This is a genomic window from Paraburkholderia domus, assembly GCF_905220705.1.
Classification (GTDB): Bacteria; Pseudomonadota; Gammaproteobacteria; order Burkholderiales; family Burkholderiaceae; genus Paraburkholderia; species Paraburkholderia domus.
The window spans coordinates 60,213-86,894 of sequence record NZ_CAJNAT010000030.1 but is presented as its reverse complement, the minus strand read 5'-3'; the positions used below and the strand labels follow the sequence as shown (position 1 = coordinate 86,894).

22 protein-coding genes and 1 pseudogene are annotated in these 26,682 nt (G+C 62.2%); 15 read left to right on the top strand and 8 right to left on the bottom strand.

Annotation, left to right across the window (positions count from 1 at the left end):
* Window positions 1-110: 110 nt before the first annotated feature.
* From KHO31_RS32490 to glmS, 8 genes are all read left to right on the top strand, one after another.
* Window positions 111-1,523 (top strand): PelD GGDEF domain-containing protein, encoded by a 1,413-nt coding sequence (locus KHO31_RS32490; RefSeq protein ID WP_201075472.1) that lies wholly within the window; start codon window positions 111-113, stop codon window positions 1,521-1,523.
* The gene (locus KHO31_RS32485; RefSeq protein WP_201075470.1) at window positions 1,516-2,526 is read left to right on the top strand and encodes a tetratricopeptide repeat protein; all 1,011 of its coding nucleotides are present in this window, start codon (window positions 1,516-1,518) and stop codon (window positions 2,524-2,526) included. Before KHO31_RS32490 ends, KHO31_RS32485 begins: the two co-directional genes overlap by 8 nt.
* Window positions 2,526-4,181 (top strand): GT4 family glycosyltransferase PelF, encoded by a 1,656-nt coding sequence (gene pelF, locus KHO31_RS32480; protein WP_456238764.1) that lies wholly within the window; start codon window positions 2,526-2,528, stop codon window positions 4,179-4,181. The genes KHO31_RS32485 and pelF overlap by 1 nt, the downstream gene beginning before the upstream one ends.
* A complete protein-coding gene (gene pelG, locus KHO31_RS32475) occupies window positions 4,181-5,554 on the top strand; it encodes an exopolysaccharide Pel transporter PelG (RefSeq protein WP_201075466.1) in 1,374 nt (457 codons plus the stop codon). The genes pelF and pelG overlap by 1 nt, the downstream gene beginning before the upstream one ends.
* Before the next feature lie 22 nt (window positions 5,555-5,576).
* On the top strand, window positions 5,577-6,683 hold the full coding sequence (locus KHO31_RS32470) for an endo alpha-1,4 polygalactosaminidase (protein ID WP_201075464.1): 1,107 nt from the start codon (window positions 5,577-5,579) through the stop codon (window positions 6,681-6,683).
* A 56-nt stretch (window positions 6,684-6,739) separates the two neighbouring features.
* Window positions 6,740-7,642 carry an endo alpha-1,4 polygalactosaminidase gene (locus KHO31_RS32465; RefSeq protein WP_201075462.1) on the top strand — a complete coding sequence of 301 codons (903 nt, stop codon included), beginning with the start codon at window positions 6,740-6,742 and terminating at the stop codon, window positions 7,640-7,642.
* An 82-nt stretch (window positions 7,643-7,724) separates the two neighbouring features.
* The gene (gene galE, locus KHO31_RS32460) at window positions 7,725-8,747 is read left to right on the top strand and encodes a UDP-glucose 4-epimerase GalE (protein ID WP_211625206.1); all 1,023 of its coding nucleotides are present in this window, start codon (window positions 7,725-7,727) and stop codon (window positions 8,745-8,747) included.
* 63 nt (window positions 8,748-8,810) lie between these two features.
* Window positions 8,811-10,628, top strand: coding sequence for a glutamine--fructose-6-phosphate transaminase (isomerizing) (glmS, locus tag KHO31_RS32455; RefSeq protein WP_201075458.1), 1,818 nt, complete (start codon window positions 8,811-8,813; stop codon window positions 10,626-10,628).
* 63 nt (window positions 10,629-10,691) lie between these two features.
* Here the strand turns inward: glmS and KHO31_RS32450 are convergent, their stop codons facing one another.
* On the bottom strand, window positions 10,692-11,327 hold the full coding sequence (locus KHO31_RS32450; RefSeq protein WP_201075456.1) for a LysE/ArgO family amino acid transporter: 636 nt from the start codon (window positions 11,325-11,327) through the stop codon (window positions 10,692-10,694).
* A 97-nt stretch (window positions 11,328-11,424) separates the two neighbouring features.
* Here KHO31_RS32450 and KHO31_RS32445 point away from each other — a divergent pair, with 97 nt between their 5' ends.
* Window positions 11,425-12,318 carry a LysR family transcriptional regulator ArgP gene (locus KHO31_RS32445; protein ID WP_201085851.1) on the top strand — a complete coding sequence of 298 codons (894 nt, stop codon included), beginning with the start codon at window positions 11,425-11,427 and terminating at the stop codon, window positions 12,316-12,318.
* Window positions 12,319-12,342: 24 nt separating this feature from the next.
* Here the strand turns inward: KHO31_RS32445 and KHO31_RS32440 are convergent.
* From KHO31_RS32440 to KHO31_RS32425, 4 genes and pseudogenes are all read right to left on the bottom strand, one after another.
* Window positions 12,343-12,693: pseudogene (locus tag KHO31_RS32440) on the bottom strand (carbonic anhydrase); the annotation flags it as partial.
* A gap of 134 nt (window positions 12,694-12,827) precedes the next feature.
* On the bottom strand, window positions 12,828-14,324 hold the full coding sequence (locus KHO31_RS32435; protein WP_211625204.1) for a heavy metal sensor histidine kinase: 1,497 nt from the start codon (window positions 14,322-14,324) through the stop codon (window positions 12,828-12,830).
* Complete coding sequence (gene irlR, locus KHO31_RS32430; RefSeq protein WP_201108293.1) at window positions 14,321-15,004, bottom strand: heavy metal response regulator transcription factor IrlR; 684 nt, start codon at window positions 15,002-15,004, stop codon at window positions 14,321-14,323. The genes KHO31_RS32435 and irlR overlap by 4 nt, the downstream gene beginning before the upstream one ends.
* 570 nt (window positions 15,005-15,574) lie before the next feature.
* Window positions 15,575-16,036, bottom strand: a complete 462-nt coding sequence (locus tag KHO31_RS32425; protein ID WP_201075443.1) for a hypothetical protein — start codon at window positions 16,034-16,036, stop codon at window positions 15,575-15,577.
* A gap of 183 nt (window positions 16,037-16,219) precedes the next feature.
* On the opposite strand from KHO31_RS32425, the gene KHO31_RS32420 reads away from it, so the two are divergent.
* Window positions 16,220-16,465 carry a DUF4148 domain-containing protein gene (locus KHO31_RS32420; RefSeq protein WP_201075441.1) on the top strand — a complete coding sequence of 82 codons (246 nt, stop codon included), beginning with the start codon at window positions 16,220-16,222 and terminating at the stop codon, window positions 16,463-16,465.
* A 74-nt stretch (window positions 16,466-16,539) separates the two neighbouring features.
* Here KHO31_RS32420 and KHO31_RS32415 read toward each other — a convergent pair whose 3' ends face one another.
* Window positions 16,540-17,940, bottom strand: a complete 1,401-nt coding sequence (locus tag KHO31_RS32415; protein ID WP_236071622.1) for an NAD(P)/FAD-dependent oxidoreductase — start codon at window positions 17,938-17,940, stop codon at window positions 16,540-16,542.
* A 155-nt stretch (window positions 17,941-18,095) separates the two neighbouring features.
* Between KHO31_RS32415 and KHO31_RS32410 the strand changes: the two genes are divergently transcribed.
* The 3 genes from KHO31_RS32410 to KHO31_RS32400 all read left to right on the top strand — a co-directional run bounded on the left by KHO31_RS32410 (window position 18,096) and on the right by KHO31_RS32400 (window position 22,484).
* A complete protein-coding gene (locus KHO31_RS32410) occupies window positions 18,096-19,067 on the top strand; it encodes a LysR family transcriptional regulator (protein ID WP_201075438.1) in 972 nt (323 codons plus the stop codon).
* Window positions 19,068-19,336: 269 nt separating this feature from the next.
* Window positions 19,337-20,980 (top strand): purine-cytosine permease family protein, encoded by a 1,644-nt coding sequence (locus tag KHO31_RS32405; protein ID WP_211625202.1) that lies wholly within the window; start codon window positions 19,337-19,339, stop codon window positions 20,978-20,980.
* 112 nt (window positions 20,981-21,092) lie between these two features.
* Window positions 21,093-22,484, top strand: a complete 1,392-nt coding sequence (locus KHO31_RS32400) for an NAD(P)/FAD-dependent oxidoreductase (RefSeq protein ID WP_201075433.1) — start codon at window positions 21,093-21,095, stop codon at window positions 22,482-22,484.
* Window positions 22,485-22,608: 124 nt separating this feature from the next.
* Here KHO31_RS32400 and KHO31_RS32395 read toward each other — a convergent pair whose 3' ends face one another.
* The gene (locus KHO31_RS32395; RefSeq protein WP_201075431.1) at window positions 22,609-22,980 is read right to left on the bottom strand and encodes a cupin domain-containing protein; all 372 of its coding nucleotides are present in this window, start codon (window positions 22,978-22,980) and stop codon (window positions 22,609-22,611) included.
* 193 nt (window positions 22,981-23,173) lie between these two features.
* Between KHO31_RS32395 and KHO31_RS32390 the strand changes: the two genes are divergently transcribed.
* Entirely contained in the window at window positions 23,174-24,610 is a 1,437-nt protein-coding gene (locus KHO31_RS32390) for an aldehyde dehydrogenase family protein (protein ID WP_201075429.1), read from the top strand.
* 201 nt (window positions 24,611-24,811) lie between these two features.
* Window positions 24,812-25,270 carry a hypothetical protein gene (locus KHO31_RS32385; protein WP_201140597.1) on the top strand — a complete coding sequence of 153 codons (459 nt, stop codon included), beginning with the start codon at window positions 24,812-24,814 and terminating at the stop codon, window positions 25,268-25,270.
* A 21-nt stretch (window positions 25,271-25,291) separates the two neighbouring features.
* Here the strand turns inward: KHO31_RS32385 and KHO31_RS32380 are convergent, their stop codons facing one another.
* On the bottom strand, window positions 25,292-26,671 hold the full coding sequence (locus KHO31_RS32380; RefSeq protein ID WP_211625200.1) for a hypothetical protein: 1,380 nt from the start codon (window positions 26,669-26,671) through the stop codon (window positions 25,292-25,294).
* Window positions 26,672-26,682 lie beyond the last annotated feature (11 nt).

Below are 26,682 nucleotides of genomic sequence, written 5' to 3'. Positions count from 1 at the left end.
GACAGTAAGCACGTCAGTAAGCCGGTCTTTACGCTCATCCCCCGCGTGGCGGCTGGCGCCCAGAAGGCGGGGCGCAACCCGCAACCCGACAAGTAATAAAGGAAATGGCCGTGAATACCACCACCGTGGAATCCACCTCAAGCGCATCGAAGCCGCGCCATGCGGACCCGTTCGGCAATCTCGGACGCGTGCGCCGTTATCTGGCGCCTGCGGTGGTGCGGCCGTTCTCGGTCGTCGAAACAGTTGTGCTCGTGCTGGTCGTACTGGCCGTGAGTCGCTGGCTCCATCCTGAAGATCCGCTGTTGCTGCACGCTGGTTTCCCATGGCTGTGGCTGATGCCATTGTTGGTGGGTCTGCGCTATGGGAGCTTGCTCGGATTGCTGGCCGGCGCATTCATGCTGGGCGCGTGGGCGCTTTTCTATCCCGGCGGCGGCCCGTTTCCCGCGATGTATTTTGCCGGCGGTCTGATCGAGACGATTCTCGCCGGGCACTTCGGCGATACATGGGGCGGCCGGGCAGAGCGCGCATCCTCGTTGAACGATTACCTGAACGACCGTCTCGTCGCGTTGACCAACAGCCATTATCTGATGCGGCTGTCCCACGAACGGCTCGAAAAAGATCTGCTGTCACGCCCGACGACGCTGCGCGATTCGATCACCGAGTTGCGCCGCCTGTCGGTTGCGACGGATACGGCACTCACGGTACCGTCGGCGGCTGCCGAGGACGCCCCGTTGGCCGGCGCGAACGGTCTGCTCGAATTCGTGGCGCAAGCGTGCCAGATCGAAGTGGCGGCGCTGTATCCCGTGCGAAACGGCAAGCTCGGCGCAGAGGCGATTGCGCGGATCGGCGACGCGTTCGAATTCGACGCAGCCGACGAGCTTGTCACGCATGCGCTGAACACGTTGAGCGTCGCGCATCTGAAGAACGAAGAGACTGTTGTGGCAGCCAGCCAGTACCTGGTCTGCGCGCCGCTGGTGTCGGCGGACGGCGAGTTGCGTGCGTTGCTGGTCGTCAAGCGGATGCCGTTCCTGTCGCTCAATTTCGACAACCTGCAATTGTTGCTGGTGCTGCTGGGCTACTACGCGGACGGCGTCGAGCACTCGGCATTCGTGCAGCGGATACTTGATCAGGTGCCGAACTGTCCGTACGAATTTGCGCTTGATCTGGGCCGCCTTACGCGCCTGCAGCAAAAATCGGGTGTGGCGTCTTCGCTGGTCGCGCTGGCCTTCCCGCGTGATGAAGAGGGTGATTCGCTGTTCGAACACGTGATACGCCGGCGCCGTTCGCTTGACGTCATGTGGCCGGTGCAGACAGCGAAGCAATCCGTGCTGGTGAATCTGATGCCGGCCACCGACACGACGGGTATCGACGGCTATCTGGCCCGGATCGAAGCCAGCCTCACGGCGCAGTTCAACACCGACCTGGAACACGCGCGCGTCGGCGTTCACACGCTCCACCTCGAGAGCGGCGAGCCGGGCGCGGCGCTGCTGCGTCTTCTCAAACGAAGCGGCCTCGATGTCTAAGACCCTTTCCCTCATCGTGAGCGCGTTGGCGGCGCTGGTGGCCGTGATCGTGCAATACCTCGCGATCGTGAGCCTGATGCAACCGGCCGGCGCGATCGATCCGTTGCTGCGCTTTCTCGCGCTGCAGTCGCTGGCCGGGCTCGCCGAAGCAGTCGCGTTCCGCCTGTGGCTGCCACCGCGTTATCGCGAGCCGCGTGCGCTGTCGCTGCTGCTGTTGTGGGTCGGCTGCACGTTTGTGCCGCTGTTCGGCGGCCTCGTGGTGCTGGTCAGTTGCGTCTGGGCCGCGCTCTTTCCGGGCCGCACTGAGAGCGATCAGCTCACCGATGTGCCGCGGCCGAAGTTTGTCACTTATCTGGTATCGCGTGTCTCGCACGGCGGCGGCGCGCGGCTGCAGGCGCGCCTCGCCAACACGCAGGTCTCGGCAACCGACCGCCTGTCCGCCCTGGTGGCGATTCAGCGGATGCCGACCCGCACCACCGGCACCTTGCTGCGCGAATTGCTCGCCGATCCGCTCGAAGACATTCGCCTGATCGCATACGGCACGTTGGATCATGCCGAAAACGAGATCATGCAGAAGATCTTCCAGACCAGTAAGGCACTCGAAGCGACCGCTGGCGATACCGAGCGCCATGCGCTCAATCGTTTGCTGGCCGAACTCTATTTCGAGCTCGTGTATCAGAACCTGGTGCAGGGTGAGGTCTACCGGCACACGCTGCAACAGGCCGATCGTTACGCACAGGCGGCGCTCGAAATGGATCCGGGCGACGCGGCGCTGTGGCTGATTCGCGGCCGCCTTGCGTTGGCCAACGGCCTGCCCGATGCCGCGCAAGGTCACATTTCGCGCGCCCTCGAACTCGGCTTCCCGCGTGAACGGCTGGTTCCGTGGCTGGCGGAAGCCGACTTCCTGCGAGGCGATTATTCGCGCGTGTCGCAGCTTCTCGCGTCACTGGGCAATGCGGCCGCGTTGCCCACACTCAAACCGGTTGTGAAGTACTGGTCATGATGAAAGAACTCCCGATCCGCCGTGCCGCTGATGCCGATGTCTGCCTTCTGCTGGAAGGTACGTTCCCGTTCGTGCGCGGCGGCGTGTCGAGCTGGGTCAATGAAATGATCAAGGCGTATCCGGCGACGCGTTTCGCGATTGTCTTCATCGGCAGCCGCGAACAGGATTACAACGGCGCCGCCTACGTGTTGCCCGACAACGTCGTGCATATCGAAACGCACTACCTGTACGAGCAGGGCCCAGCCGATTTTCCGCAGCCGCGTGCCATCCAGGGCGATGCCGCTGCATTTGCCCGTTCGCAGCAGCTGCATGACGCGCTGCGCGATCCGCGCAACGGCCTGGACGCAGGCGCAATGATGGCAGACATGATTCCGATGCTCGGGAAAGACGGCGCGCTGAACGAAGCGCAGTTTCTGTCGAGCCGCGCTGCGTGGGACACGATCGTCGATCAGTATCAGAAGTACTGCACCGATCCTTCGTTCACGGACTATTTCTGGACCGTGCGGATCATGCATAAGCCGTTGTGGCAACTGGCCCGCGTCGCCGAAACCTTGTTGCCCGCGCGGATCTATCACACGGTATCGACCGGCTATGGCGGGTTTCTCGGTGCGCTGATGCACTACCGCACCGGCCGCCCGTTGCTCATTTCCGAGCACGGCATCTATACGAAAGAACGCAAGATCGACTTGCTGCAAAGCCAGTGGATTCGCGATAACCGCGGCGTATTCGAGCGCGATATTTCGCGCGTCAGCTATTTCCGCGAACTGTGGGTGCGTTTCTTCGAAGCGATCGGCAAGCTCGCCTACGATGCCGCGGATGACATTGTCGCGCTGTACGAAACGAACCGTCAGCGGCAGATCGCGGACGGCGCGCGCGCCGAGCGCACACAGTGCATACCGAACGGTATCGACGTCGACGGACTGGCGCCACTGGTGGAGCGCCGCAAACCGCGTTCACATCGTGTGGTGGCGCTGATCGGTCGCGTGGTGCCGATCAAGGACATCAAGACCTTCATCCGGTCGATCTTCATCGCATCGCGCACGTTGCAGGATCTCGAAGGCTGGATCATCGGACCGGAAGAAGAGGACCCGGCCTACGCGCTCGAATGCCGCGCACTCGTGGAGAGCCTCGGACTCAGCCGGAATGTGAAATTCCTCGGCTTCCAGCGCATCGACGAGATGCTGCCGCAAGTCGACGTGATCGCGCTGACGTCGATCAGCGAGGCGTTGCCGCTGGTGGTGCTGGAGGGCTTCGCCGCGGGCGTGCCGGCCATTACGACGGATGTGGGTGCGTGTCGTCAAATGATCGAAGGGGCGGATGAGGAAGATCGCGCGCTCGGCTCAGCCGGCATGGTGGTCCAGCTCGCGGATCCGGCGGCGTTTGCCCAGGCTGTGCTGGCACTGCTGGCTGACGATGCACGCTGGCTGGCCGCGCAGCAGGCCGGCCTCGCGCGCGTACGCCGCTATTACACGAAGACGCAGATGATCGACAGTTATCGCACGCTGTATGACCGGCTGGCCGCGATGCCGGATCGCGAACGCAATGAGCAGGGCGCCGGCGCGGCTCGCTGCCCGATGGACCATGGCACTCAACCGGGCGGGGCAAAACCTCAGGCGCGTGCAGCGCAGCCCGTTCAGCCGCAGGAGACACGCTGATGGCGGGTATCGGCTTCGAATTACGCAAGATCATGCGTCGCGAGACGCTGGTGGGCGTCGCGCGTGCTTACGCGTATGCCGGCTTGATCAGCTCAGGACCGCTGATTCTGTCGATCTTCGGCATTCTGATCATCGGGTTGATCAGCCTCACGTCGGTGATACCGACCTTTGCGATCGTCCAGTTCCAGGTGTCGGTCACCTATCTGATCGCGCTCAGCCTTATCCTGACCGGACCGCTGCAACTCTCGTTCACGCGTTTCATTTCGGACCGGCTGTTCGAAAAGCGTGACGACCTTGTGCTGTCGAACTACAACGGCGTGGTGCTGGTGTCGTCGGTGCTGGCAAGCGTGGTGGCGGTGATCGCGATGCTGGTGGGCTTTCGCAGCGAACCGCTGATCTATCGTTTGTTGATGATCACGGGCTTTGTGGTGGTCAGCAACATCTGGATCGCGGTGATCTTCCTGTCGAGCGTCAAGCAGTACCGGCAGATCCTGTTCGTGTTCTTCGTCGGCTATGCGTGCGTGGTGTGCTTCGCGCTCGCGTTGAACGGCTATGGGCTCGTGGGATTGCTGGGTGGCTTTGTCGCGGGGCATATCGTGCTGCTTGCCGGGTTGTCCGGGCTGATCTATCGCAACTACCGCAGCGAGCGTTTCATTTCGTTCGAAGTGTTCGAGCGGCGCTTCGCCTATCCGAGCCTCGCGCTCGTTGGGCTGCTTTTCAATATCGGCGTGTGGCTCGACAAGTTCATGTTCTGGTATGCGCCGGGCACGGGCAGCAAGGTCATCGGGCCACTGCATGCATCGGTCATTTACGATATTCCAATCTTTATCGCCTACGTTTGCGTGATGCCGGGCATGGCGACCTTTCTCGTGCGTATCGAGGCGGATTTCGTCGAGTATTACGACGCGTTCTACGACGCGGTGCGCAGCGGCGCGACGCTGCGCCACATCAATGAAATGCGCGACATGATGGTGGGCAGTGTGCGCTCCGGCCTGTTCGAAATCATCAAGGTACAGACGGTCGTGCTGTTGCTGATCATCGCCTTTGGCGAGCGCGTGCTGGGTTCACTCGGCATTTCCCCGCTGTATCTGCCGTTGCTCGTCGTGGACGTGGTGTCGGCGAGTCTGCAGGTGTTGCTGCTGGGCCTGCTCAATGTGTTCTTCTATCTGGACGGGCGGCGCATGGTGCTGCGGCTCACGGGCGCGTTTGTGGTGCTGAACGGGCTGTTCACCGGCATTACGCTCAAGCTCGGTCCGGATTTCTACGGGTACGGTTTTGCGCTGGCACTCCTCGTCGTGGTGGTGGCATCCGTGAAGGTGCTCGACAGAAAATTCATGTCTTTGGAATACGAAACGTATATGTTGCGGAGTTGACCTTTCGACTCCGGATTCCACCATGCATCAGAACAACCTCGTCCCGCTTCAGCGGGCCGCCCGCCCGCGTCTTGCCGCAACGTCCTCCTGGGCCGGACAGGCCGCGCGATGGATAGGCGCGGCGGGTCTCATCGCAGCCACCGCCCTGATGACAGCGTGTGGCGGCGGAGGCGGTTCCAGCGGCTCGAGCGGCACCGCGACTAACTCGTCGAATGCTTCGAATCCGACCGGCGGTACGAAGACGGTGAGCCCGGCGCCGGTGATCTCGGCGGCGCGGGCGTTGCCCGCTTCCCCGGTGTGGGTCGCGTACTACGGCAGCGCCAGCGCGATCGACATCGCCCAGGTCGCGGCCACGTTCAAGCTGATCATCATCGATGCGGATCCGGGCAACGGCACGCCGGCCTTCTCTGCGGCGCAGATCGCGGTATTGAAGGCGAATGGCGCGAAAGTGCTGAGCTATCTGAATTTCGGCGCCTGCGAGAAGGCGCGGACCTACTGGAACACCGTGCCGTCCGGCTTCGTGTCGTGTGGCGCGAATACGGCGGCGCAACTCGGCAAATATTCGGGATTCCAGGAGTACTGGATGAATCCCGCTAACGCCGACTATCAGAATCTGATCGTGAACTACGTCGCACCGCGTCTCGCGGCAACCGGTGCGGACGGATTCATGCTGGATAACTTCGAAATTGTCGGACATGGCGCCAACGCGTCAGCCGGTCCGTGTGATGCAGCCTGCGCGCAAGGCGGCCTCGATCTCGTCAAGCAACTGCGCGACAAGTTTCCGAACCTGGCATTCGTGCCGAATGCTGCGCCCGTGCAGGCGATCGGGGGGACGACGGGCGGCGTCTCGTTCCCGTGGCTGATTGACGGCGTGTTATCGGAGCAGGTCTATTTGCCGGCGGTGAGCGCCTCCGTGGTGCAGCAGTTGCAGGCATGGCAAAGCACCGAACAGAACTTGGGGCGTAGCAATTTCTTTGTCGGCACGCTCGACTACGCGTCGTCGTGTACGGCGTCGTCGGCGGCACAAAGTGCATGGACCAGCTCGCAACAGGCGGGGTTCAGTCCGTCGATCGCGACGGCGTCGCTGAGCAGCATCTGCTGGTGGCCGTTCTTGCCTTCGGGCAGTTAGACATAGCAAGCCGACGCGGGCGGCGTCGCCTGAACAACGTATAAAAGGATCCGGTTTTGGCTGAGCAAGATCACCACCGACAGTTTTCATTGCGCGCGATGCTGCGCCTCTTCAGCAGACTCGCGCGCGTGGTCGCGGTCGGCGCGCTGGCTTCGGTGGCGCACGCGCAGGCCGCGGCCGGCACGCCTGCGGGGCCGTCTGTTGCGCTGTTTTACGGTGCGAACCCGCCTGTGGAGCAACTCTCCGCTTTCGATGTCGTGGTGGTCGAGCCCGATGCGAAGTTCGACCCGCGCGCCCATGCCAAAACACATCCGGCATGGTTCGCGTATGTGAGCGTCGGTGAAGTGAACGCGCACCGGTCGTATTTCAGCGCGATGCCGAGCGCGTGGCTGTCGGGCGAGAACGCGGCGTGGGCATCCAAGGTAGTGGACCAGACCGCGCCGGGCTGGCCGGCATTTTTTGTCGACAAGGTGATCGCGCCATTATGGAAAAGAGGCTACCGCGGCTTCTTCCTCGACACGCTCGACTCGTATCAGCTCATCGCTAAGACCGACGCCGCGCGAGCCGCGCAGGAGGCGGGGCTGGTCAACGTCATTCGCGCGATCAAGGCGCGCTATCCGAAGGCGAAGTTGATCTTCAACCGCGGGTTCGAAGTGTTGCCGAAGGTTCACGATCTTGCCTATGTAGTCGCGTTCGAATCCTTGTATCGCGGTTGGGATGCCGGCAAGCAGCGTTATACGGAAGTACCGCAGGCCGATCGCGACTGGCTGCTGATACAGGTGGCGACCATTCGCGAAAAATACCGGCTGCCGGTGCTGGCCATCGACTATTGCCCACCCGCCGACGATGCGTGCGGGCCGGCCACCGCCGCGCGCATTAGCGAGGCGGGTCTCGTGCCTTATGTCACCGACGGCGGCCTCGCCACGGTTGGCGTCGGTCCGGCCAGCCCGTCCGATTGAACGGATATTGCTATTTCAACGGGCAACCGGGCGGCGTTGATCGAACGTTGCGGTTGGCTTAGTCAATAAAAAGGGGAAATGTATGCTCTCGAAGGGCACGATTCTGGTAACGGGCGGCGCCGGCTTTATCGGCTCGCATACTTGCGTGGAATTGTCGAACGGCGGTTACGACGTGGTCGTGGTCGACAATCTCGTCAACAGTAACCGCGAGTCGCTCAAACGCGTTGAGCAGATCACCGGCAAACAGGTGGCGTTCTACGAAACCGATTCGCGCGACGAAGCGGCATTGCAACGCATTTTCGACGCTCACCCGATTACCGGGGCGATTCACTTCGCCGCCCTGAAGGCGGTGGGTGAGTCCGTCGCCAAGCCTATCGAGTATTACGATAACAACATCGGCAGCCTGTTGACGCTGCTTGCGGTCATGCGCGCGCGCAATGTGAAGCAATTCGTGTTCAGTTCGTCGGCCACGGTCTACGGCGTGCCGAAGACTTCGCCCATCGACGAATCGTTTCCGCTGTCCGCCACGAACCCATACGGCCAATCGAAGCTGATCGCCGAACAGGTATTGCGCGATCTGGAAGTATCGGATCCAGCCTGGCGGATTGCCACGCTGCGTTATTTCAACCCGGTCGGCGCGCACGAGAGCGGGCTGATCGGCGAGGACCCCGGCGGCATCCCCAACAACCTGATGCCGTATGTCGCACAAGTCGCGGTCGGCAAGCTCGAGAAGTTGCGCGTATTCGGCGGCGACTACGACACGCCGGACGGTACTGGCGTGCGCGACTACATTCATGTGGTCGATCTGGCGCGCGGACACCTGGCCGCACTGGACGCGCTGGTCAAGCGCGATGCGAGCTTTGTCGTCAATCTCGGTACCGGCCAGGGCTATAGCGTGCTTGACGTGGTGCGCTCGTTTGAAAAGGCGTCCGGCAAGCAAGTGCCTTATGAAATCGTGGCGCGGCGTCCGGGCGACGTGGCGTCGTGCTTTGCCGATCCGGCCGCAGCCGACAAGATGCTTGGCTGGCGGGCGCAATACGGCATCGAGCGCATGTGCGCGGACCACTGGCGCTGGCAGTCGACGAATCCGGCTGGTTTCGCCTGAGTGGCGTCACGCCCCGGTACAGTTCACGTCATCCAATTCAACTTTGCGTAGGAAAACGAATTTATGTGCGGCATTGTCGGCGCGGTAGCGCAACGTAACATCGTACCGGTCCTGATCGAAGGGCTGCGGCGCCTCGAGTATCGCGGCTACGACTCGTGCGGTGTGGCCGTGCTGGCCGACGGCGGTCCGCGCCGCGCGCGCAGCGTGGCGCGTGTCGCGGATCTCGACGCGCAGACGCGCGACACGCATCTGGAGGGCGGTACGGGCGTCGCGCACACACGCTGGGCAACCCACGGTGCGCCGGTGACGGACAACGCGCATCCGATTTTTTCAAAGGATGAGTTGGCGCTGGTGCATAACGGCATCATCGAAAACTATGAGTCGTTGCGCGAGATGCTGCGCGGCAAGGGCTACGTGTTTGTGTCGCAGACCGATACCGAAGTGGTTGCCCACCTCGTGCACAGCCTCTATCGCGGCGATCTGTTCGCGGCGGTTCGTGAGACCGTCACACACCTGGACGGGGCGTACGCAATCGCGGTCGAACACAAGGATCATCCGCATACCGTGGTGGGCGCACGGCAGGGCTCGCCCCTGGTGGTCGGTCTGGGCGAGGGCGAAAACTTCCTCGCGTCCGATGCACTGGCGCTGGGCGGCACCACCGAGCGCTTTATTTTTCTCGAAGAGGGCGATGTTTGCGAGTTGACGCTCGAACGCGTGCGAATTGTCGCTCGGGACGGCGCCAGCGTGCAGCGTGAGGTGCGCACGGTTGAGGCTTACGGTGGCGGGGTTGAGCTTGGACCGTACCGGCACTTCATGCAAAAGGAAATCTTCGAGCAGCCGCGTGCGATCACAGACACGATCCCGCAAAGCGATTCATTCGACGCGTCGCTGTTCGGCGAGAATGCGGCCGCCGTGTTCGCAGACATCGACAACTTGCTGATCCTTGCATGCGGTACCAGCTACTACTCGGGCTTGACCGCAAAGTACTGGCTCGAATCGATTGCAAAGATTCCCACCCAGGTCGAGATTGCCAGCGAGTATCGCTATCGCGATTCGGTCCCCAATCCAAAAACCCTCGTGGTGGTGATTTCTCAATCAGGGGAAACGGCAGACACGCTCGCCGCTTTGAAGCATGCGCAAGCGCTTGGGCATGTCCACACGCTGGCAGTTTGCAATGTGGCCACGAGCGCGATGGTCCGGCTGACGTCGTTGTCGTTCCACACGCACGCGGGCCGCGAGATCGGTGTGGCGTCGACCAAGGCGTTCACCACGCAACTGGTCGGACTGTTCGTCCTGGCCGCGACGCTGGGGAAATTACGGGGAACGGTAAGCGCGGCGCAGGAACTGGACTATGTGCGGCAACTGCGCCATTTGCCGGCGGCACTGAATAGTGTGCTGGCGCTGGAGCCACAGATCATCGCGTGGTCGGATGCGTTCTCACGAAAGGAAAGTGCGCTGTTTCTCGGGCGCGGCTTGCACTATCCGATCGCGCTGGAAGGCGCCCTCAAGCTCAAGGAGATCTCTTACATCCACGCAGAGGCTTATCCGGCCGGTGAGTTGAAGCACGGGCCGCTGGCGCTTGTCACCGACGCGATGCCGGTGGTGGCAATAGCGCCGAATGACGCGCTGCTAGAGAAGCTGAAGTCGAATCTTCAGGAAGTGAAGGCGCGTGGCGGCGAACTGTATGTATTCGCCGACTCGGACACACGGATCGCCAGTGAAGCGGGCATGCACGTCATTCGGATGCCGGAGCACTATGGTCCGTTGTCACCGATCCTGCATGTGGTGCCGTTGCAGTTGCTCGCCTATCACACTGCGTTTGCGCGCGGAACCGATGTCGATAAGCCGAGAAATCTTGCGAAGTCGGTCACGGTGGAATGAAGCTTGAGACGTCTGTGCTGGTTGGGCGCCCAATCAGCACAGACGCAAGGCGTTTGCCGGCGCCTACCGCAACTGCGTTACCGCCAGCAGCAACACCATGCTGCCGATCGCGCCATCCAGCACTCTCCATGCCGTCGCCCGGCGAAACAGCGGCGCCAACGCACGCGCGCCGTAACCCAGACCGATAAACCAGACCCCGCTCACCGCCATCGCGCCGAGCGCGAACGCCACCCGCGCGCCGGCCGGTTCGCGCGCACCCGCCGTGCCGATCAGCAGGAAGGTGTCGAGATACACGTGCGGATTGAGCCATGTGAAGGCCAACGTCATCAGGATGATCGGCATCGCGCGTTGCACAGGTGCCGCACTCGTGCCCGGCGCCGCACCGCTCGCATTGGCATCCAGCACCGCATGGCTCGGTCGCACCGCACGGCGCAGCGCGTTGATGCCGAACCACGCCAGATAGGCGAGCCCCACATACAGCATGGCGTGGACGAACACCGGATAGCGTTCCACCAGGACCGACGCGCCACCGACACCCGCGCCGATCAGGATGAAGTCCGACAGCGCGCACAGCGCGACGATTTTGCCGACGTGCGAGCGCATGATGCCCTGACGGAGCACGAAGGCGTTTTGTGCGCCGATCGTCACGATCAGCGACGCGCACAGGGCGGCACCGTGGGAAAAAGACAGCCAATTCATAATCGATCCAGTAGACGGGGGAAGCGAACGAGGCTAGTCTGCGGTTTTGCTTCTCATAAGAGAAGCTAATTTACTTAATGCCGATTAAGGAATGCTAATGCTCGACTATGCCTTGCTGGACGCGCTGGCCGCCGTGGTGCGGCATGGCTCGTTCGACCGTGCGGCCAACGAACTGAATGTGACGCCCTCAGCCGTCTCCCAGCGGGTCAAACTGCTGGAGGAGCGGGTGGGCAGCGTGCTCGTGAAGCGCGGCCAGCCATGTGTCGCGACCACTTCGGGCGCGCTGTTGTGCCGCCATACCGAACGCGTGCAGTTACTGGAAGCGGAGCTGACTGGCCGCCTGCCGGCGCTGCCCGGCGCGCTGGTCGAACCGTGGCCGGCGTTGCGCGTGGCCGTCAACGACGACAGCGTAGGGACCTGGTTTATCGACGCGGTAGCGCAGTTCTGCGTGGAACGGGAGATGTTGCTCGATCTCGTGATAGACGATCAGGATCACACCGCACAGCGGATTCGCGACGGTAGCGTGCAAGGCGCGGTCACCACGCAAGCGGAGCCGGTGCAAGGTTGCCGCTCGACGCGTCTCGGGCGGATGCGGTATCTGGCGGTATGCACGCCGGCGTTTCGGGAGCGCCATTTTGCCGATGGCGTCACGCGCGAGTCGCTGCAGCGCGCGCCGTGCGTCGATTTCAATCCGAAGGATCAGTTGCAGAAGCGCTTCATGCGCCGCATTACGCGAGCGGATCTGGATCCGCCGTTGCATTGGATTCCGCACGTCGCCGGTTTTTTGCGCGCCTGCGTGACCGGGCTTGGCTGGGGCATGTGCCCCGAACGGATGATCGCGCCGTATCTGGCCAGCGGCGAGCTGGTGGATATGGCGCCCGGCAAGCATATCGATATCGATCTGTACTGGCAGAGCTGGCGCTTGTCGATCGGCTGGCTCGACGATTTCGGCGCGGTGCTGCGCAAGCGGGCGACGGAGTTTCTCGATTGAGCGTCAGGAGTGCGGTGCGGGCGTTCAGCCAACCGCCCCGTGGGCGTCGGTGGTTTCGCCAAGTGCCCACGCCGGGTCGGTCAGCGCTTTCAGGCGACCGTCGTGCATTGAAAATATCCAGCCATGAATCTGCACGGGAGGCTGCGCGTTTCGAATCAGCGGCATCGCATGCAGTGTTTGCACCTGAGCCAGCACGTTGAGCTCGGCGAGCCGGTCGGCGCGTTCGTCGACCAGGTTTGCGATGTTGCGATGAACGAAGATCTCGCCGGGCGTTGCGCGGGTAATGGCTTCAGGTACGCGGCTGTCGGAGCAGCCGATCCACAGTACGTTGGGCCGCTGGTTGCTGGCGAGACGCTGGAAAGAGCAGGGTGGCTTAGGTTATCCGCCTTGATTTCATATATCGCTCCGTAGATGATTTGCATGCCGAAGTTGTTCATCGGTTTGAACCATTCTGTGACGGGAGCCATGAGACAGCGGTGATCGCGCGATGATAATTCTGTCATGTGCTTTTATTTGCCGTGCCGTTTGCGGAGTCTTTCGCGCTGCACTGGCGGCGTAGACAGGGCGGCAGGCCGTCTCGGAAAATGCAGACTGAAGGTGGTCCGCTCGTGCGGGATGCTCTCGACACTGCATTCGCCGTGATGTTCGTTCATGATCGATTTGACGATGGCAAGTCCGAGGCCGGTGCCGCGCGCCGAGTTGTAGCGCGCCGGATCGACGCGATAGAAGCGGTCGAAGATTCTCTCCAGATGCGGTTCGGCGATGCCGGCGCCGCTGTCGGACACCGATAGCTGGGCGTAGCGAACCCGCTCGGCGCAATGCAGTTCGACCGTGCTGCCGCGTGGCGCGTGCGCCAATGCGTTCGAAACCAGGTTGCTCAGCGCGCGTTGTACAAGCAACACATCGCCTTCGAAGCACGCGTCGCCCGTCACGACAATCTCCACACCCGCATCCGCCGCCATGCTTTCGTAGTAGCCTGCGACCCGCAATGCTTCGCTGCGCGCGTCGACCTGCTGCACGGACAAGCGGCGCTGCGCGCTGTCGGCGCGGGCAAGGAACAGCATGCTGTCGATCAGGCGTGACAGGCGCTGGAATTCGTCCACGCTCGACTCGATCACCACGCGGTAATCGTCGGCGGAACGGGGTTGCGAGAGTGCGACTTGCGCCTCGGCCAGCAGATTGGTGAGCGGCGTGCGCATGTCGTGCGCGAGGTCGGATGAAAATTGTGTGAGACGTGTGAACGATTCGTGCAGGCGCGCCAGCATACGGTTGAAGGCGTGGCTCAATTCCTTGAGTTCGCCCGGCATGTCACGCTCGGGCAACGGCCGCGCGAGGCGGCTGCTGGAGATCTGTTCGGCACGCGCAGTCAGGCGAGCCAGTGGCCGCAGCCCGAAGCGCGCGATCCACCACGCCAGCAGCGCGTTCACCAGCGTGCCGATAGCGCTCACCAACAGCACATTCAGCGCATAGGCGCGCAGCAGTGCGCGCTCGGCGCTGGTGTCGTATTGCACGACCACGCGCACGTTGGCACCCGATTGGCCGCCGAGCGGTGCCATGGCCACCAGAAAACGCTTGGACATACCTTCTGCCTTCACTTGCACGGGAGTAAGCCCGGCGTGCACCGCGAGCGTTTCGACATTCGGCCAATAACCGTTGGTGCGGGTGAGCGGCGCGCCGCGCGCGTCGAACAGCGCAATGTCGAGATTCGGGTGACCGTGCAACAGGTCGTACCAGATCTCGCGATCGGCGCGAACCGCTTCGGATCCGGACATTGTCTGCAGGCTCAACTGCAGGGCGGTGAGGGTTGCCGTCATCTCGCGCGCCGAGGTCGAGTCGAAGCGTGTCTTCAGACTGTGATACAGCAATACGCCGTTGAACACGAGCAATAGCGAAGTCGACACCGCGAACAGGATCGAGAGTCGCGCTCTCAAGGTGTGCGGCATGAGTGGCTTCAGGAGCCGCCGCGCCACCGGCGCCAGGATCGAGCAGGGCGAGCGCCAGATCATCGCGGCGCGCTGCAGCGTTCTTCGAGCACGTAGCCCATGCCGCGCACCGTGTGGATCAGCTTCGGCTCGTAGTTGTCGTCGACCTTCGCGCGTACGCGCCGGATCGCGGCATCGACCACGTTGGTGTCGCTATCGAAATTCATGTCCCACACCTGCGAGGCGATCGTCGAACGCGGCAGGATCTCTCCGTGCCTGCGCATCAGCAGCCACAGCAGCGCAAACTCCTTGGCCGTCAACAGGATCGTGTCGCCCTGGCGCGTGGCCTTGCGGCGCGTCAGGTCGAGCGTAAGGTCTGCAACGTGCAGCGAGGCGGCGTCTCGCCCATGGCCACGCCGCAAGATCGAGCGGACACGCGCCAGCAATTCGGCAAAATCGAACGGCTTCACCAGATAGTCGTCGGCACCCATTTCCAGGCCGCGTACCTTGTCATCCAGGTCGTCGCGTGCGGTGAGCAGCAATACTGGCGTGGAACGAGTGTGGCGCAGGTTTTTCAGTGTGGACCAGCCGTCCTGGCCGGGCAGCATCACGTCGAGGATGATCAGGTCGTAGTCCTCGGTCAGCGCGAGATGCTGACCGGTTACGCCGTCTTCCACCCAGTCGGCGATAAACCCAGCTTCTGTCAGACCCTTTCGGAGATAGGTGCCGGTTTTTGCTTCGTCTTCCACGATCAGAATTCGCATGGTCTTTTTTCCTGGTGACGCCCTCCGCACCGCGCTGGCGGCGTGATGTGAGAGCCGCGCGGACAGGGCCGCGCCTCGTGCTGTGAGGGGCGCTAAACGCGAGCGGGCATGCGTGCCCTTTGCGATGACGCGCGCGGATGGGCACCGGTGCCAACGAGCCGCATGTTCTGCTCGCCCCGATGGAGGCAGCGTGGATGCGTGAAGTGGTTCAGGGTGAGGCGTGGGAGTCCGGCTTTCGGAATGGGATCTACCGATGCGCTTGCGCGGATGCAGACAAGCGCGCACCGGGTTGCCGGCAGCGCGATCGGCGAGAAGCGGATTGCTTTGATGTTCTCTTTCATATCGTCAGGCATGCATAGGACCCAACCGAATCAGCGACTAATTTTGAGACGATTAGTCAAAAAAATCGGATCGGGGCATTTATCACGTCCTCCTGAATGTATGTATTACTTATACCATGGTGTGATTCAAAGTGGCTGCCAACCCTGCAAGCGTGGTGTGAGTTGAACGAAGGCGATAGGCTGTCGGATCGACTGTGCCGATTACACGCCGGGCTGCCGGCCGACATCGTCAATGTGCGATTGCGCGTTGGATGCACGCACGGTGCGCGTGAATCTCGCAGGAGGTCAGAAGCGCTGCGGCGGGACCATGCGGTGCGCAGAATTTGTTGGCGCCGGTTCCGCGATCCGGCATGAGTTCTGGCGAGGTGTGCCGCATTGTGGAAAGCAGTTCAAGCGAGAGCAGGCCGTGCGTGAACAGCACGTTGTTGCGATTCAGGGGTGTGACGGTGGCGGATGCAGGGGGCGCCGCGCCGCCGTTGAACAGATGAGCGGGCTGGGTTAGCCAGAAAGCAAGCGAGCCGATTGCAATGGCCACCAGGGCGCTCACCAGAGAGAGCGTCTCACCTCTGCATCGGCGGAGTTGCATCTTGAGGGCCAACATGACAGCGCTTACGATGAAGCGCACATCGCCACGCATCGTATTGGTCGAACACATCGCATGGGATTCCGGTTCGATGTCGAGAGCGTTCATCGTATGAACGCCTCGCCGATATGAAGATGAGAACAGCATGACAATTTCGTCATACAGTCCTTCAACGCATAACGCGCCGATGCGTCGGCGCCCCGTCGCGGATGACGGATTTGTCATCTGGGGCTCACGTTTGCGCTGCAGGCTGGCCCCAGGATCGGAACTCACTTAAAAGGAGAATCGATCATGCGAAATGCGATATGGTTGGTGGGATTCGCGCTGAGTTGCGCCTGTGTGAGTGTGGCAGTGGCCGTCGACACGATCCCGATGCGCGAACCTGCGCCGCCGGGAAAAACCCGCGATGAGGTGAAACGTGAACTCGCAGCCGCGCGTGTGTCGGGCTGTATGGATGTGCCCGATAGCCAGTACCCGCGGCCGTGCCCGTCGCAGGACACCACACGCTTGACGGCGGATGCATTTCAGATCGAGTAGCGCGACATGCAGACGGCGACGTGTACACGGCGGGCCCCGAATCGGGCTCAGCGTGTGCGCGCCGCCGGAAGCGCTCAATGCAGCCGGATTACCGGATGCACGCGTCTGCGCAACCAGTGGCTCGCCGAATCGAGCGCCATGCGTGCGAAGCCGGTCAGCGTCATCACGTGACGACGATAGATGAGCTTGTACACGGCGGTCGCCAGCCAGCCGTCGACGAACACCGGCTGCGTCAGCAAGCTGTTGCTCAGGCTGCCGATCGTGCCTTCGCGGCCGAAACCGACCAAGGTGCCGGCGTCGTGATAAACGAACTCCGGCAACGCTTCTCCCGCTATCCTGCACTTCAGCGCACGCGCCAGAAACAGCGCTTGCTGGTGCGCGACTTGAGCGCGCGGCGCCAGAAACGCGTCCGCACTGTCAGAAGAAGGGCAGGCCGCGCAGTCGCCGAGTCCGAATATGTTGGCGTCGTTCGTGCATTGCAGCGTGCGGTTCACCTGCACCTGTGCGTTGCGATTCACCGCAATGCCGTCCAGCGTGCGCAACACCGGCGGCCCTGCGATGCCGGCCGTCCAGATCGCGATGTCGCTGGGGAGCGGTTCGCCTGCGCTAGTCAGGACGGCGTCGGTGCGTACTTCGGTGACACGCGTCGCGTTCAACACTTCGACACCGAGACTGCCGAGCATCTTTTGCGCGCGGGCCGAGATTGTTTCGGACAGCGCGGGCAGCACGCGTTCGCTGCTTTCGATCAGACGAATGCGGAAGTCGCGCACGGGGTCGAGTGAAAACGGGCTGTAGCGGTTCAAGAGACGTACCGTATCGCGTAACGCGGCGGCAAGTTCAACGCCCGTTGCACCGGCGCCGATGATGTTGATCGATACCGGCGTGTCCGCTTGCGCGGTCCGCGCGCGGCGCGCATGGTTCGCACGCAGACAGGCGTCGAGCAGCTTGCGGCGAAACGCTTCGGCATGTGCGACCGATTCGAGCGGCAAGGCGTGTTCGGCCGCACCGGGCACGCCGAAATATTGCGTGACGCTGCCCATGGCCAGCACCAGGGTATCGAATGCAAGCTGCCGTGACGGCAGGATTTCGCGGCCGTCAGCGTCGTAGAGCGCGTTCAGTGTGATGTGCCGGTTCGTGCGATCGAGCGCGGCGAGTTCGCCCTGTTCGAATTCGAAGCCATGCCGTTGTGCCTGCACCGCATACTGCAGTTGATGCGTGGCCGGATCGAGCTGGCCCGACGCGGCTTCATGCAGCAGAGGCTTCCAGAAATGCGTCGGCCAGCGATCGACCAGCACGATCTGCGCGAGACCGGCGCGTCCGAGCGTTTCCGACAGCCGCGTAGCGAGCCCAAGGCCGCCGACGCCGCCGCCGACGATCACGACGCGATGCGCCGCCGCCGGCGTCGATTGAACGGATTGCTGTGAGTGCCGTGTACGTTGCGCGGTAGAGGCTTCCTGCTGATCGATTGCCGCCATGATCCGTATCCTCCTGAAGTTATCTGTGCTGAGCCGGTGAAGGCGTTCCCGGGCTATACCCGAAATTCGTCGGCCTCATCTGTCAGGGTCAGTATAGAATCGGCGGAAACCGCAGCACAATTTAATGTTTATACAGAACATATAGGTTTTCACTTATGTTAAAAGCCGCCACGTTCCGTCAATTGAAAGCCTTGCATACGGTCGCGAAGCTCGGCAGCGTGTCGCGCGCGGCCGAAGAATTGAAGCTCACGCAGCCGGCGGTGTCGCTTCAGGTGCGTCTGCTTGAAGAGGCTGCGGGAGCGCCGCTATTGCAGCGGGTGGGCCGTGGCGTGCAGCTGACAGCGGCGGGCGAGATCCTCGCGCGCTATGCGCTGGAAATCCTCGATCTATGGAACGGCGCGGCGGATGATCTCGCCGCGCTGCACGGCGAGCAGGGCGGCACGCTGCGCATCGGCGCGATCACGACCGCTGAATATCTGATCCCGCCTTTTCTGGTGCGTTTCACCGAGTTGCGCCCTCAGGTGAAGGTGCAGTTCAAAGTCGGCAATCGCGCCGACATCATCCGCATGCTGGCAACGCACGAGATCGATCTCGCGGTGATGGGCAGCGCGCCGCGCGAATTACGCACGGTGGCCACCGCCTTCGCCAAGCATCCGATGGCGTTCGTCGCGTCGCCCGCCCATGCCTTGATGAAGAAAAAGCGCCTGTCGTTGGACGATCTGCAAACCGCGAATCTGTTCGTGCGGGAGCGAGGCTCGGGCACGCGCTCGACCGTCGAGAATCTGTTTCGACTCGCCGGCCACAAGCTGCATATCGGCTCCGAGCTTTCGAGCAACGAGGCGATCAAGCAATTGGTCGAGGCGGGTTTGGGCATCGCATTTCTGTCGCTGCATGCGTGCTCGCTCGAATTTCAGGCCGGCTTGCTGGCGTTACTGCCGCTGCCCGCCAATCCGATCGAGCGCGATTGGTACGTGATGCATGTGTCAGATAAACGCTTGCCGCATGTCGCCGGGCTGTTCCGCGATTTCCTGATCGAGCACGGCATGTCGGGCGCGGTGCCGGTGCCGCTGCCGACCGTCGCCGCGGCGAAGCGGCGCCGTCAGGCGCGTGAGGCAGATCCGGTCTAAGGCGGGCATTCTCGCTATTCGCTTCGACGTTTGCGCTCCACAGGGCTTGAAGGACGTCCTTGCGCGGCCTTTGGTTGCATCCGAAAAGCCTTGTGGGGCGGGCGTTTCAGGTTACATCGCCCGAGATCGAAGTAAAGGTTTGGCGGGCGATATTTTTGCCCGCGCCGATTGTCTTTACAGTGACGTCCAGTCATTTGAGAAAAGTGGACGCCGCATCCCCGTGGCGAGCCATTGTGAGTGAGACCTGGCCGTTACAGGAGTTGGAGACAATGAGCAGCAGCATCACCCAAGTTGAAACATTCGGTTTTGAACGCATTCCTGATCGCTCGCGTTATGCGCGGCCGATCGACCTTTTCCGCTTGCTGTTCGGCGGCTGCAATACATTTTCCACATCGGTGCTCGGCAGTTTTCCTGTGCTGCTCGGTCTGTCGTTCAAGGCAGGCGTTTATTCGATCGTGCTCGGCGTGGTAATCGGTTCGTGCATTCTTGCGCCGATGGGGCTGTTCGGTCCGCGCAACGGCACGAGCGATCCGGTTTCGTCCGGGGCGCATTTCGGTATTCATGGCCGGATCGTCGGCTCTTTTCTTGCGGTGCTGACCGCCGTCGCGTTCTTCTCGCTGGCCGTGTGGAGTTCGGGCGACGCGCTCGTGGGCGGCGCGAATCACCTGCTCGGCCTGCCGGTCAACTGGATGACCTTGAGCTTCGCGTACGGTCTCTTTGCGGTACTGGTGCTCACCGTCTGCGTCTACGGTTTCCGCTTCATGCTGTGGGTCAACAAGATCGCCGTGTGGGCGGCGAGTCTGCTGTTCGTGCTCGGTATCGCGGCGTTCGCCGAATCGTTCAATAGCGCGTACGCCGGCAAGGTCGCGCTCGGCTCGGTGGGTTTCTGGCCGGCGTTCGTGAGCGCCGTGCTGGTTGCGATGAGCAATCCGGTGTCGTTCGCCTGCACGCTCGGCGACTGGGCCCGCTATATTCCGCAGAACACGCCGAAGAAGCGCACGATCCTCGCGGTGATGCTCGCGCAACTGGCGACCTTCGTACCGTTTTTCTTCGGCCTTGCCACCGCAACGATCATCGCCGGGAAGGCGCCGGATTTCATCGCGTCGAATAACTACGTGGGCGGTCTGCTGGCGATCTCGCCGAACTGGTTCTTTCTGCCGGTGTGCCTGATTGCGATCATCGGCGGGATGTCGACGGGAACCACCGCGCTATACGGCACCGGGCTCGATATGTCGAGCATGTTTCCCAAGTTTCTGAACCGCGTGCGGGCGACGCTGCTAATCGGCAGTCTCGCGATCGGCTTCATCTTTCTTGGCCGCTTCGCGTTCAATCTGGTCGAGAGCGTCTCGACGTTCTCGGTGCTGATCAACGTCTGCAGCTGCCCGTGGATGGTGATCATGATCATCGGCTTCGTGACGCGGCGCGGCTTCTATCTGTCCGACGATCTGCAGGTGTTCAATCGCGGTGGCCGTGGCGGTCACTACTGGTTCACGCACGGCTGGAACTGGCGCGCGATGGGTGCGTGGATTCCGAGCGCGGTGATCGGCCTGTGCTTCGTCAATCTGCCGGATCAGTTCGTGGGTCCCCTCGGGCAACTCGCCGGTGGTCTCGACATCAGCATGCCGGTTTCGCTGACGCTTGCCTGTGCGTTGTATATCGGATTGCTGCAGTGCTTTCCCGAACCGGACGGCGTATATGGGCCGCTTGGCCGCCGTTGGTTGCGCAGCGGTTCGCAGCACAATGTGACCGTGCATCCGGTGGTACCGGCGACTAAGCTTAAGGCAGGCGGCCCGCAATTGACGGCGCAGATGAAGCCGCAAGCGGCGTCGCAACCTCAACCTGTATCGCAACCGCAGCAGCGCACCGCGCAACGTGAACGCGAAGAAGCGCTGGACACGCAGGACGCGGGTTGAACAGGGCGGTTCGACGTTGACGGCTCAGGCGTGATCAGGCCGTACCGAGACCGCACCGAAGCAACAGTCAGGCAGTAAATGCAATGGTATTCAAGTTGAGTAGGCAAACAAGATGAGCGAGTCAGTAAAGCGCGCGTTTGAAGGTGTAAAGCTGTTTCCGTTCTGGCTGGACAATCCCCGCGCACCGGCTGTCGAACGGGAGTTGATCGGTCCGACTTCCGCGGATCTGGTGGTGGTCGGCGGGGGTTTTACCGGACTGTGGGCCGCCATTCAGGCGAAAGAAGCGGACCCGTCGCTCGACGTCGTGCTGGTCGAGGCAGGGAAGGTGGCCTATGGCGCATCGGGCCGTCCGGGCGGAATCATTTCCACTTCGGTGATGCATGGCCTGCCGAACGCAACGCGGGTCTTCCCGCAAGACCTCGACGTGCTGGAAAAGCTGGGCCAGGAGAACCTCGACGGTTTCAAGGAATCGTTGACACGGTACGGCATTGAAGCGGACGTCGAATGGAATGGCGAGATGACGGTTGCCGTCGATCCGGGCCACCTCGATCATCTCAAAGGCGATTACGAGTTGCACGTGGCGCACGGGCACGATGTCGTGTTGCTCGACAGCAAGGGCGCACGCGAACAACTCGATTCGCCGCTATTCGCGGGCGCGATGTGGTCGCGCAATCGCAGCGGCACGATTCATCCGGCGAAGCTCGCGTGGGGCCTGAAAGCGGCCGCACTGAAACTCGGTGTGCGTTTGCATGAACACTCGCCGATCACGCGCATGGAAGATCTCGGTGCGACGATGATCGTGCATACGCAGTCGGGCCGCATCGAAACGCCGCGCGTGCTGCTCGGTACCGGAACGGCGGATGTGGGCGTGAGCGACATCAAGCGCCGCGTGATGCAGGTGCGCGATCACATCATCGCGACCGCGCCTTTGAGCGACGAGCAGATGGCACGCGTCGGCTGGCACAATCGCCAGGGCATCTACGATACGCGCACGCAGCTCAATTATTTCCGCCTCACCAAAGATAACCGCATCATTTTCGGCGGCCGTGTGAGCTATCACTTCGGCGGCGATCCGAATCCGGCTGCCGATCGTGACGAAAGCACGTATTACAAACTCGCCGAAGCGTTCTATCGCACTTTCCCGCAACTGGACGACGTGCGCTTCACGCATGCGTGGGGCGGCCCGATCGACTACTGCTCGCGCGGCGCCGTGTTCGCGCGCCGCTATCACGGCGGCAAGAGCGTGTTCGTCGCGGGCTATACGGGTTTTGGCGTCGCAGGCAGCCGCTTCGGTGCGAAGATGGGCCTCGACATGCTGTGGAATCGCGATACGCTGATTACGTCGCTCGATATTTCGCGCAAAGGACCGTCGTACATTCCGCCGGAACCGCTGCGCTGGATCGCCGCGAAGATCACCTTCAACGCGTTCGACGGCGCCGACGATCGCGGCGGCTGGCGGCGCCTGTGGATCAATTCGATCAAGGCGCTGGGTTTCCCGATGTAGTTGCGGGTGGTGTCGAGAGTTGGCTTATGTACCTGGCGGTTTTATATTCATTGCCGCCAGAATAAAAAAACCGCACCTTAACGGGTGCGGTTCTTGTTGAAGCAACGGTGTGATGCAGTATGAATCAACCGCAGTACACGATGCTGTACTTCTTGGTCGCCACCGGCATATGCCACGTGCCCGAGAAGCCCTTGTGCAGGATGAAGGCGTCGCCGGCAGCATAGCGTTCGCTGCGGCCGTCGTCGCTGGTGATGACGACTTCGCCTTCAATCAGTACGCAGACTTCGTGGATCGGCAGGTCGGCCAGCTTCAGCGTGCCCGCATCGCATTGCCACACGCCGGCGGACAGCATGTTGGTCGCGTCGGAGAAAGCGTTGAGGGCGTGCGGTGCCTTGGCGCCGTCGAGAATGACGTCGGCGGGATCGTGCAGGGCAGGGTTCAGGCCGGAAGCGCCGGGGCCTTTAGCGTCGATGCGGGTGAAAGTGATGGTGCTCATGTGTCTCTCCTGGTTGACTGGATTCGATGACGAAATCGAAGCAGAACCGGAGTCTGAGCCAAAGCTGCGTAGCGATGAATTTCGATTTGAAGACATTCAGATTGAGCGGCGTCGATGTAAAGCATTCGATACCGCTACGGGTGCGATTGTCGGCCCACGTCTGACCCCACCATTCATGTAAAGGACTAAGCGCATGGAACACGCCAAACAGTTTTATATTGACGGCCAATGGGTCGACCCGCTTGACGCGGCCAAGGCTGCCACGCTCGACGTGATCGATCCTTCCACGGCCACTGCCTTCGCGCAGATTTCGCTCGGCAGCGCAGCCGATGTCGATCGCGCCGTGGCGGCTGCGAAGCGTGCCTTTCCGGCCTACAGCGAGACGACGATCGCGCAGCGAATCGATTTGCTGCAGGCGATCCTCGACGTCTACCGCAAGCGCTACGACGACATGGTGCATGCGATCAGCCGCGAGATGGGCGCGCCGCTGCAATATGCGAACGACGCGCAGGCGTGGACCGGCGTTGCGCATCTGGAGACGATGATCCGCACGCTCGACACGTTCGAATTCGAGTACGTGAAGAGCAGCATTCTGATTCGCAAGGAAGCGGTCGGCGTGTGCGGGCTGATTACGCCGTGGAACTGGCCGGCCTTGCAGATCGCCACCAAGGTCGTGCCCGCGCTTGCGGCCGGTTGCACGATGGTACTCAAGCCTTCGGAACTGGCGCCGCTCTCCGGCATCATCTTCGCCGAGATCCTCGACGAAGCGGGCGTGCCGGCCGGCGTATTCAACCTCGTCAATGGCGAAGGCGCGACGGTGGGCGAGGCGATGTCGCGTCATCCGGACATCGACATGATGTCGTTCACCGGTTCGACGCGCGCGGGCGTGCAGGTCGCCAAGGCCGCGGCCGATACGGTCAAGCGCGTGCATCAGGAACTGGGCGGCAAATCGGCCAACCTGATTCTCGAAGATGCCGATCTGAAGCACGCCGTGATGCGCGGTGCACGTGCATGTTTCGACAACAGCGGCCAGTCGTGCGATGCGCCCACGCGCATGTTCGTGCCGCGCGCACGCCTTGACGAGGCATTGGCGTATGCGAAGGAGGCCGCTGAGGCATTGGTCGTCGGCCCCGCAGATGCGAAGGGCATCGATCTTGGGCCGGTCATTAGCGAGCAGCAATTCGACAAGATCCAGCGGCTGATTGGCGTGGGCGTTGAAGAGGGCGCGACGCTGGTGGCCGGTGGTCCGGGTCGTCCTGACGGCTTGAAAGATGGCTACTTCGTGCGTCCGACGGTATTCGGCAACGTCACGCCGAACATGACGATTGCGCGTGAAGAAATTTTCGGCCCGGTGCTGTCGATCCTCGGCTATGACTCCGAAGACGAAGCGATCGCGATGGCCAACGATAGCCTTTACGGTCTCGCAGGCTATGTGCAATCCGCCTCGATCGAGCATGCCCATGCCGTGGCAAAACGCCTGCGCACCGGCACGATCTATCTGAACTACGCGGACTACAGCCCTGATGCGCCCTTCGGCGGCTTCAAGCAATCGGGCAATGGCCGCGAGTATGGCGAGTTCGGTCTGGATGACTTTCTGGAGATCAAGGGTGTGGTCGGCTACGCGAGCTGAGCGCGCGTGACAGCCGGCCGGTGATGTGACTCGGTGATGTGCCTCAATGACGTCCCCTCGCCGCGCAAACATAGCGAAAGTTATGTGGACGTTGAGGGGCATCACCGCACCGGCCGCTTTCCGATGGCCATTCCCGATCTGTGAGCGCCTGTTGCAGGCGTCTATAATTCTCACCGGAAATCGCCATCGGATCTTTGACCTGTGAAAACAACTATCGCTATTGCGCTCGCTGCGCTTGCCCTGAGTGGCTGTATGTCCGCCGAAAAGCAGGCAGAAGAGGCAAGTGACTTTACCCGCTCAGAGAGCCTGCTCGATACCGCGCAGCGTAACGCCGCTATTGCGTGCGCGGATCAGGCGCAGTGCGACAGGGTCTGGTCGCTCACGAAAGACTACGTGGCAGCGCATTCGTATACATCGATCGTCCGTGCCGACGCGGTAGAGATCGAGACCGACGTTCCGAGCCGCTCGGGGCACGCGGTCTATTCGGCCACGCGCGTGGCCAAGGGCAGCGGAGCAACGATCACGCTGTATGCACAATGCCGTGGCATGTATGGCCCGGATCGCGCGATGGGCTCCGACTACGATGATTGCGTCAAGCAAATCGGTCCGACACAAAACGGCTTCGTGCCGTTTTTGCGCCAGCATCTATCCAGTCAATAACGGACAAACGCGGACACACATTCAGGTCGACGTGTGACGCGTCATCATCCGCTCGAACGCGTCGGCGATATGTTGTACGTAAGGATTTTTGTGGGCGAGCACGCCGGTCTCGCGCTCGAAGTGTGCCAGCATGGTCGCGTTCGCTTCGAAGACCAGTATCTGTCCTCCGGGCAGCACCGTGAAGTCGATTCCTCCGTAGTCGAGATCGAGTCGCTTGCCGATTGCGGCGATTGCACTCAGCACACGCTCGCCGAGCGCGGCGTGCGGATTGTCGAGGAAGCGCCGCTCTTCCTCCAGCTTCCATGCATGCTGTTCCATGTCGGCGGAGTAGTAGTGCACCATCCAGTGCGGCGAAATCGCCAGATGGTAAGGAAACGGCTCCCGGTCGACAAAAATGATTCTGTATTTGCGGTAGAACCCGTCAGCGCTGCGAGTGTCGCGAAACGCCGTCAGATAGGAAACCCCGGCTTGCGCCGACAGCCACGGTTCGAGCGCTGAGAGACTCTCGCACAGCGTCAGCCCTTCGCCGCCGTGCGTAGCGGCGGGACGTGCCAGCACCGGAAAGTCGATGTCGCCTTCCACGAGCAGAGCGTTAAGCGCGGCGCGTGAAGCCGGCGCGGCATCGCTCTGCACACAAGGCGCCACCTGCACGTCCGGCAGCCCGTCGAGCAGGCTCGCGGTGCGGTGCCGTTGAGTTCGCGCGACAGCGGCGGGCGGATTGAGCAGGGGCCGCGCGCAACGCGAGACGAAGCGCGCGAGCCGTGTGGAAAGCGGGGCGGCGATATCCGCATCGCCAATCGCGTTGAACACGAGATCGTAGGCCGGCAGCTGATGGTCTTCTTCGTCGTCAGCGTAGTCGATCGCGTACTTGATGCGGCAGCAGGTCGTGGCGGGCAGCAGTGCGTCGATCGGCACATTGCCGGACGTGCGCGCCGCGCAGAGGACCAGCACCCGGCGCTGCGGTGCGCCTGTTGCCTCGACAAAGACACGTTGGATCCCGTAGGCACGTTCGCGATACGCGGCGGCCTCGCTCACCTGTCCGACGCTTGCGAGGATGGCGGCAAGGTTCTGGCAGGCCACCGCGACATGCGGGTCGAGCGTCAGAACGAGGCGGTACCAGTACTCGGCGATCACATAATCGCCTTTCATGAAGTATCCGGTCGCGACATCGCAAAGATTCGACACGCTGGCGTCGGGTGCTGCGGCGGCGTAGGCGTCCAGCGTGTGGGCGGCAATCAGATGAGCGATGGCACTCAGTTCGTCGCCGTCGGTGCGTTGGGCTTCGGCAAGGGCACGGTGACGGGACGGATCGAGCGGGGCGTCATTGTCGTCGGCACGCCCCGCTGACGCGCCTGGAGGTAGTGCCTTGCGGTCGGCTTCGTTGTGGGGAGTCTGGGTCACGGTCGTTCGGA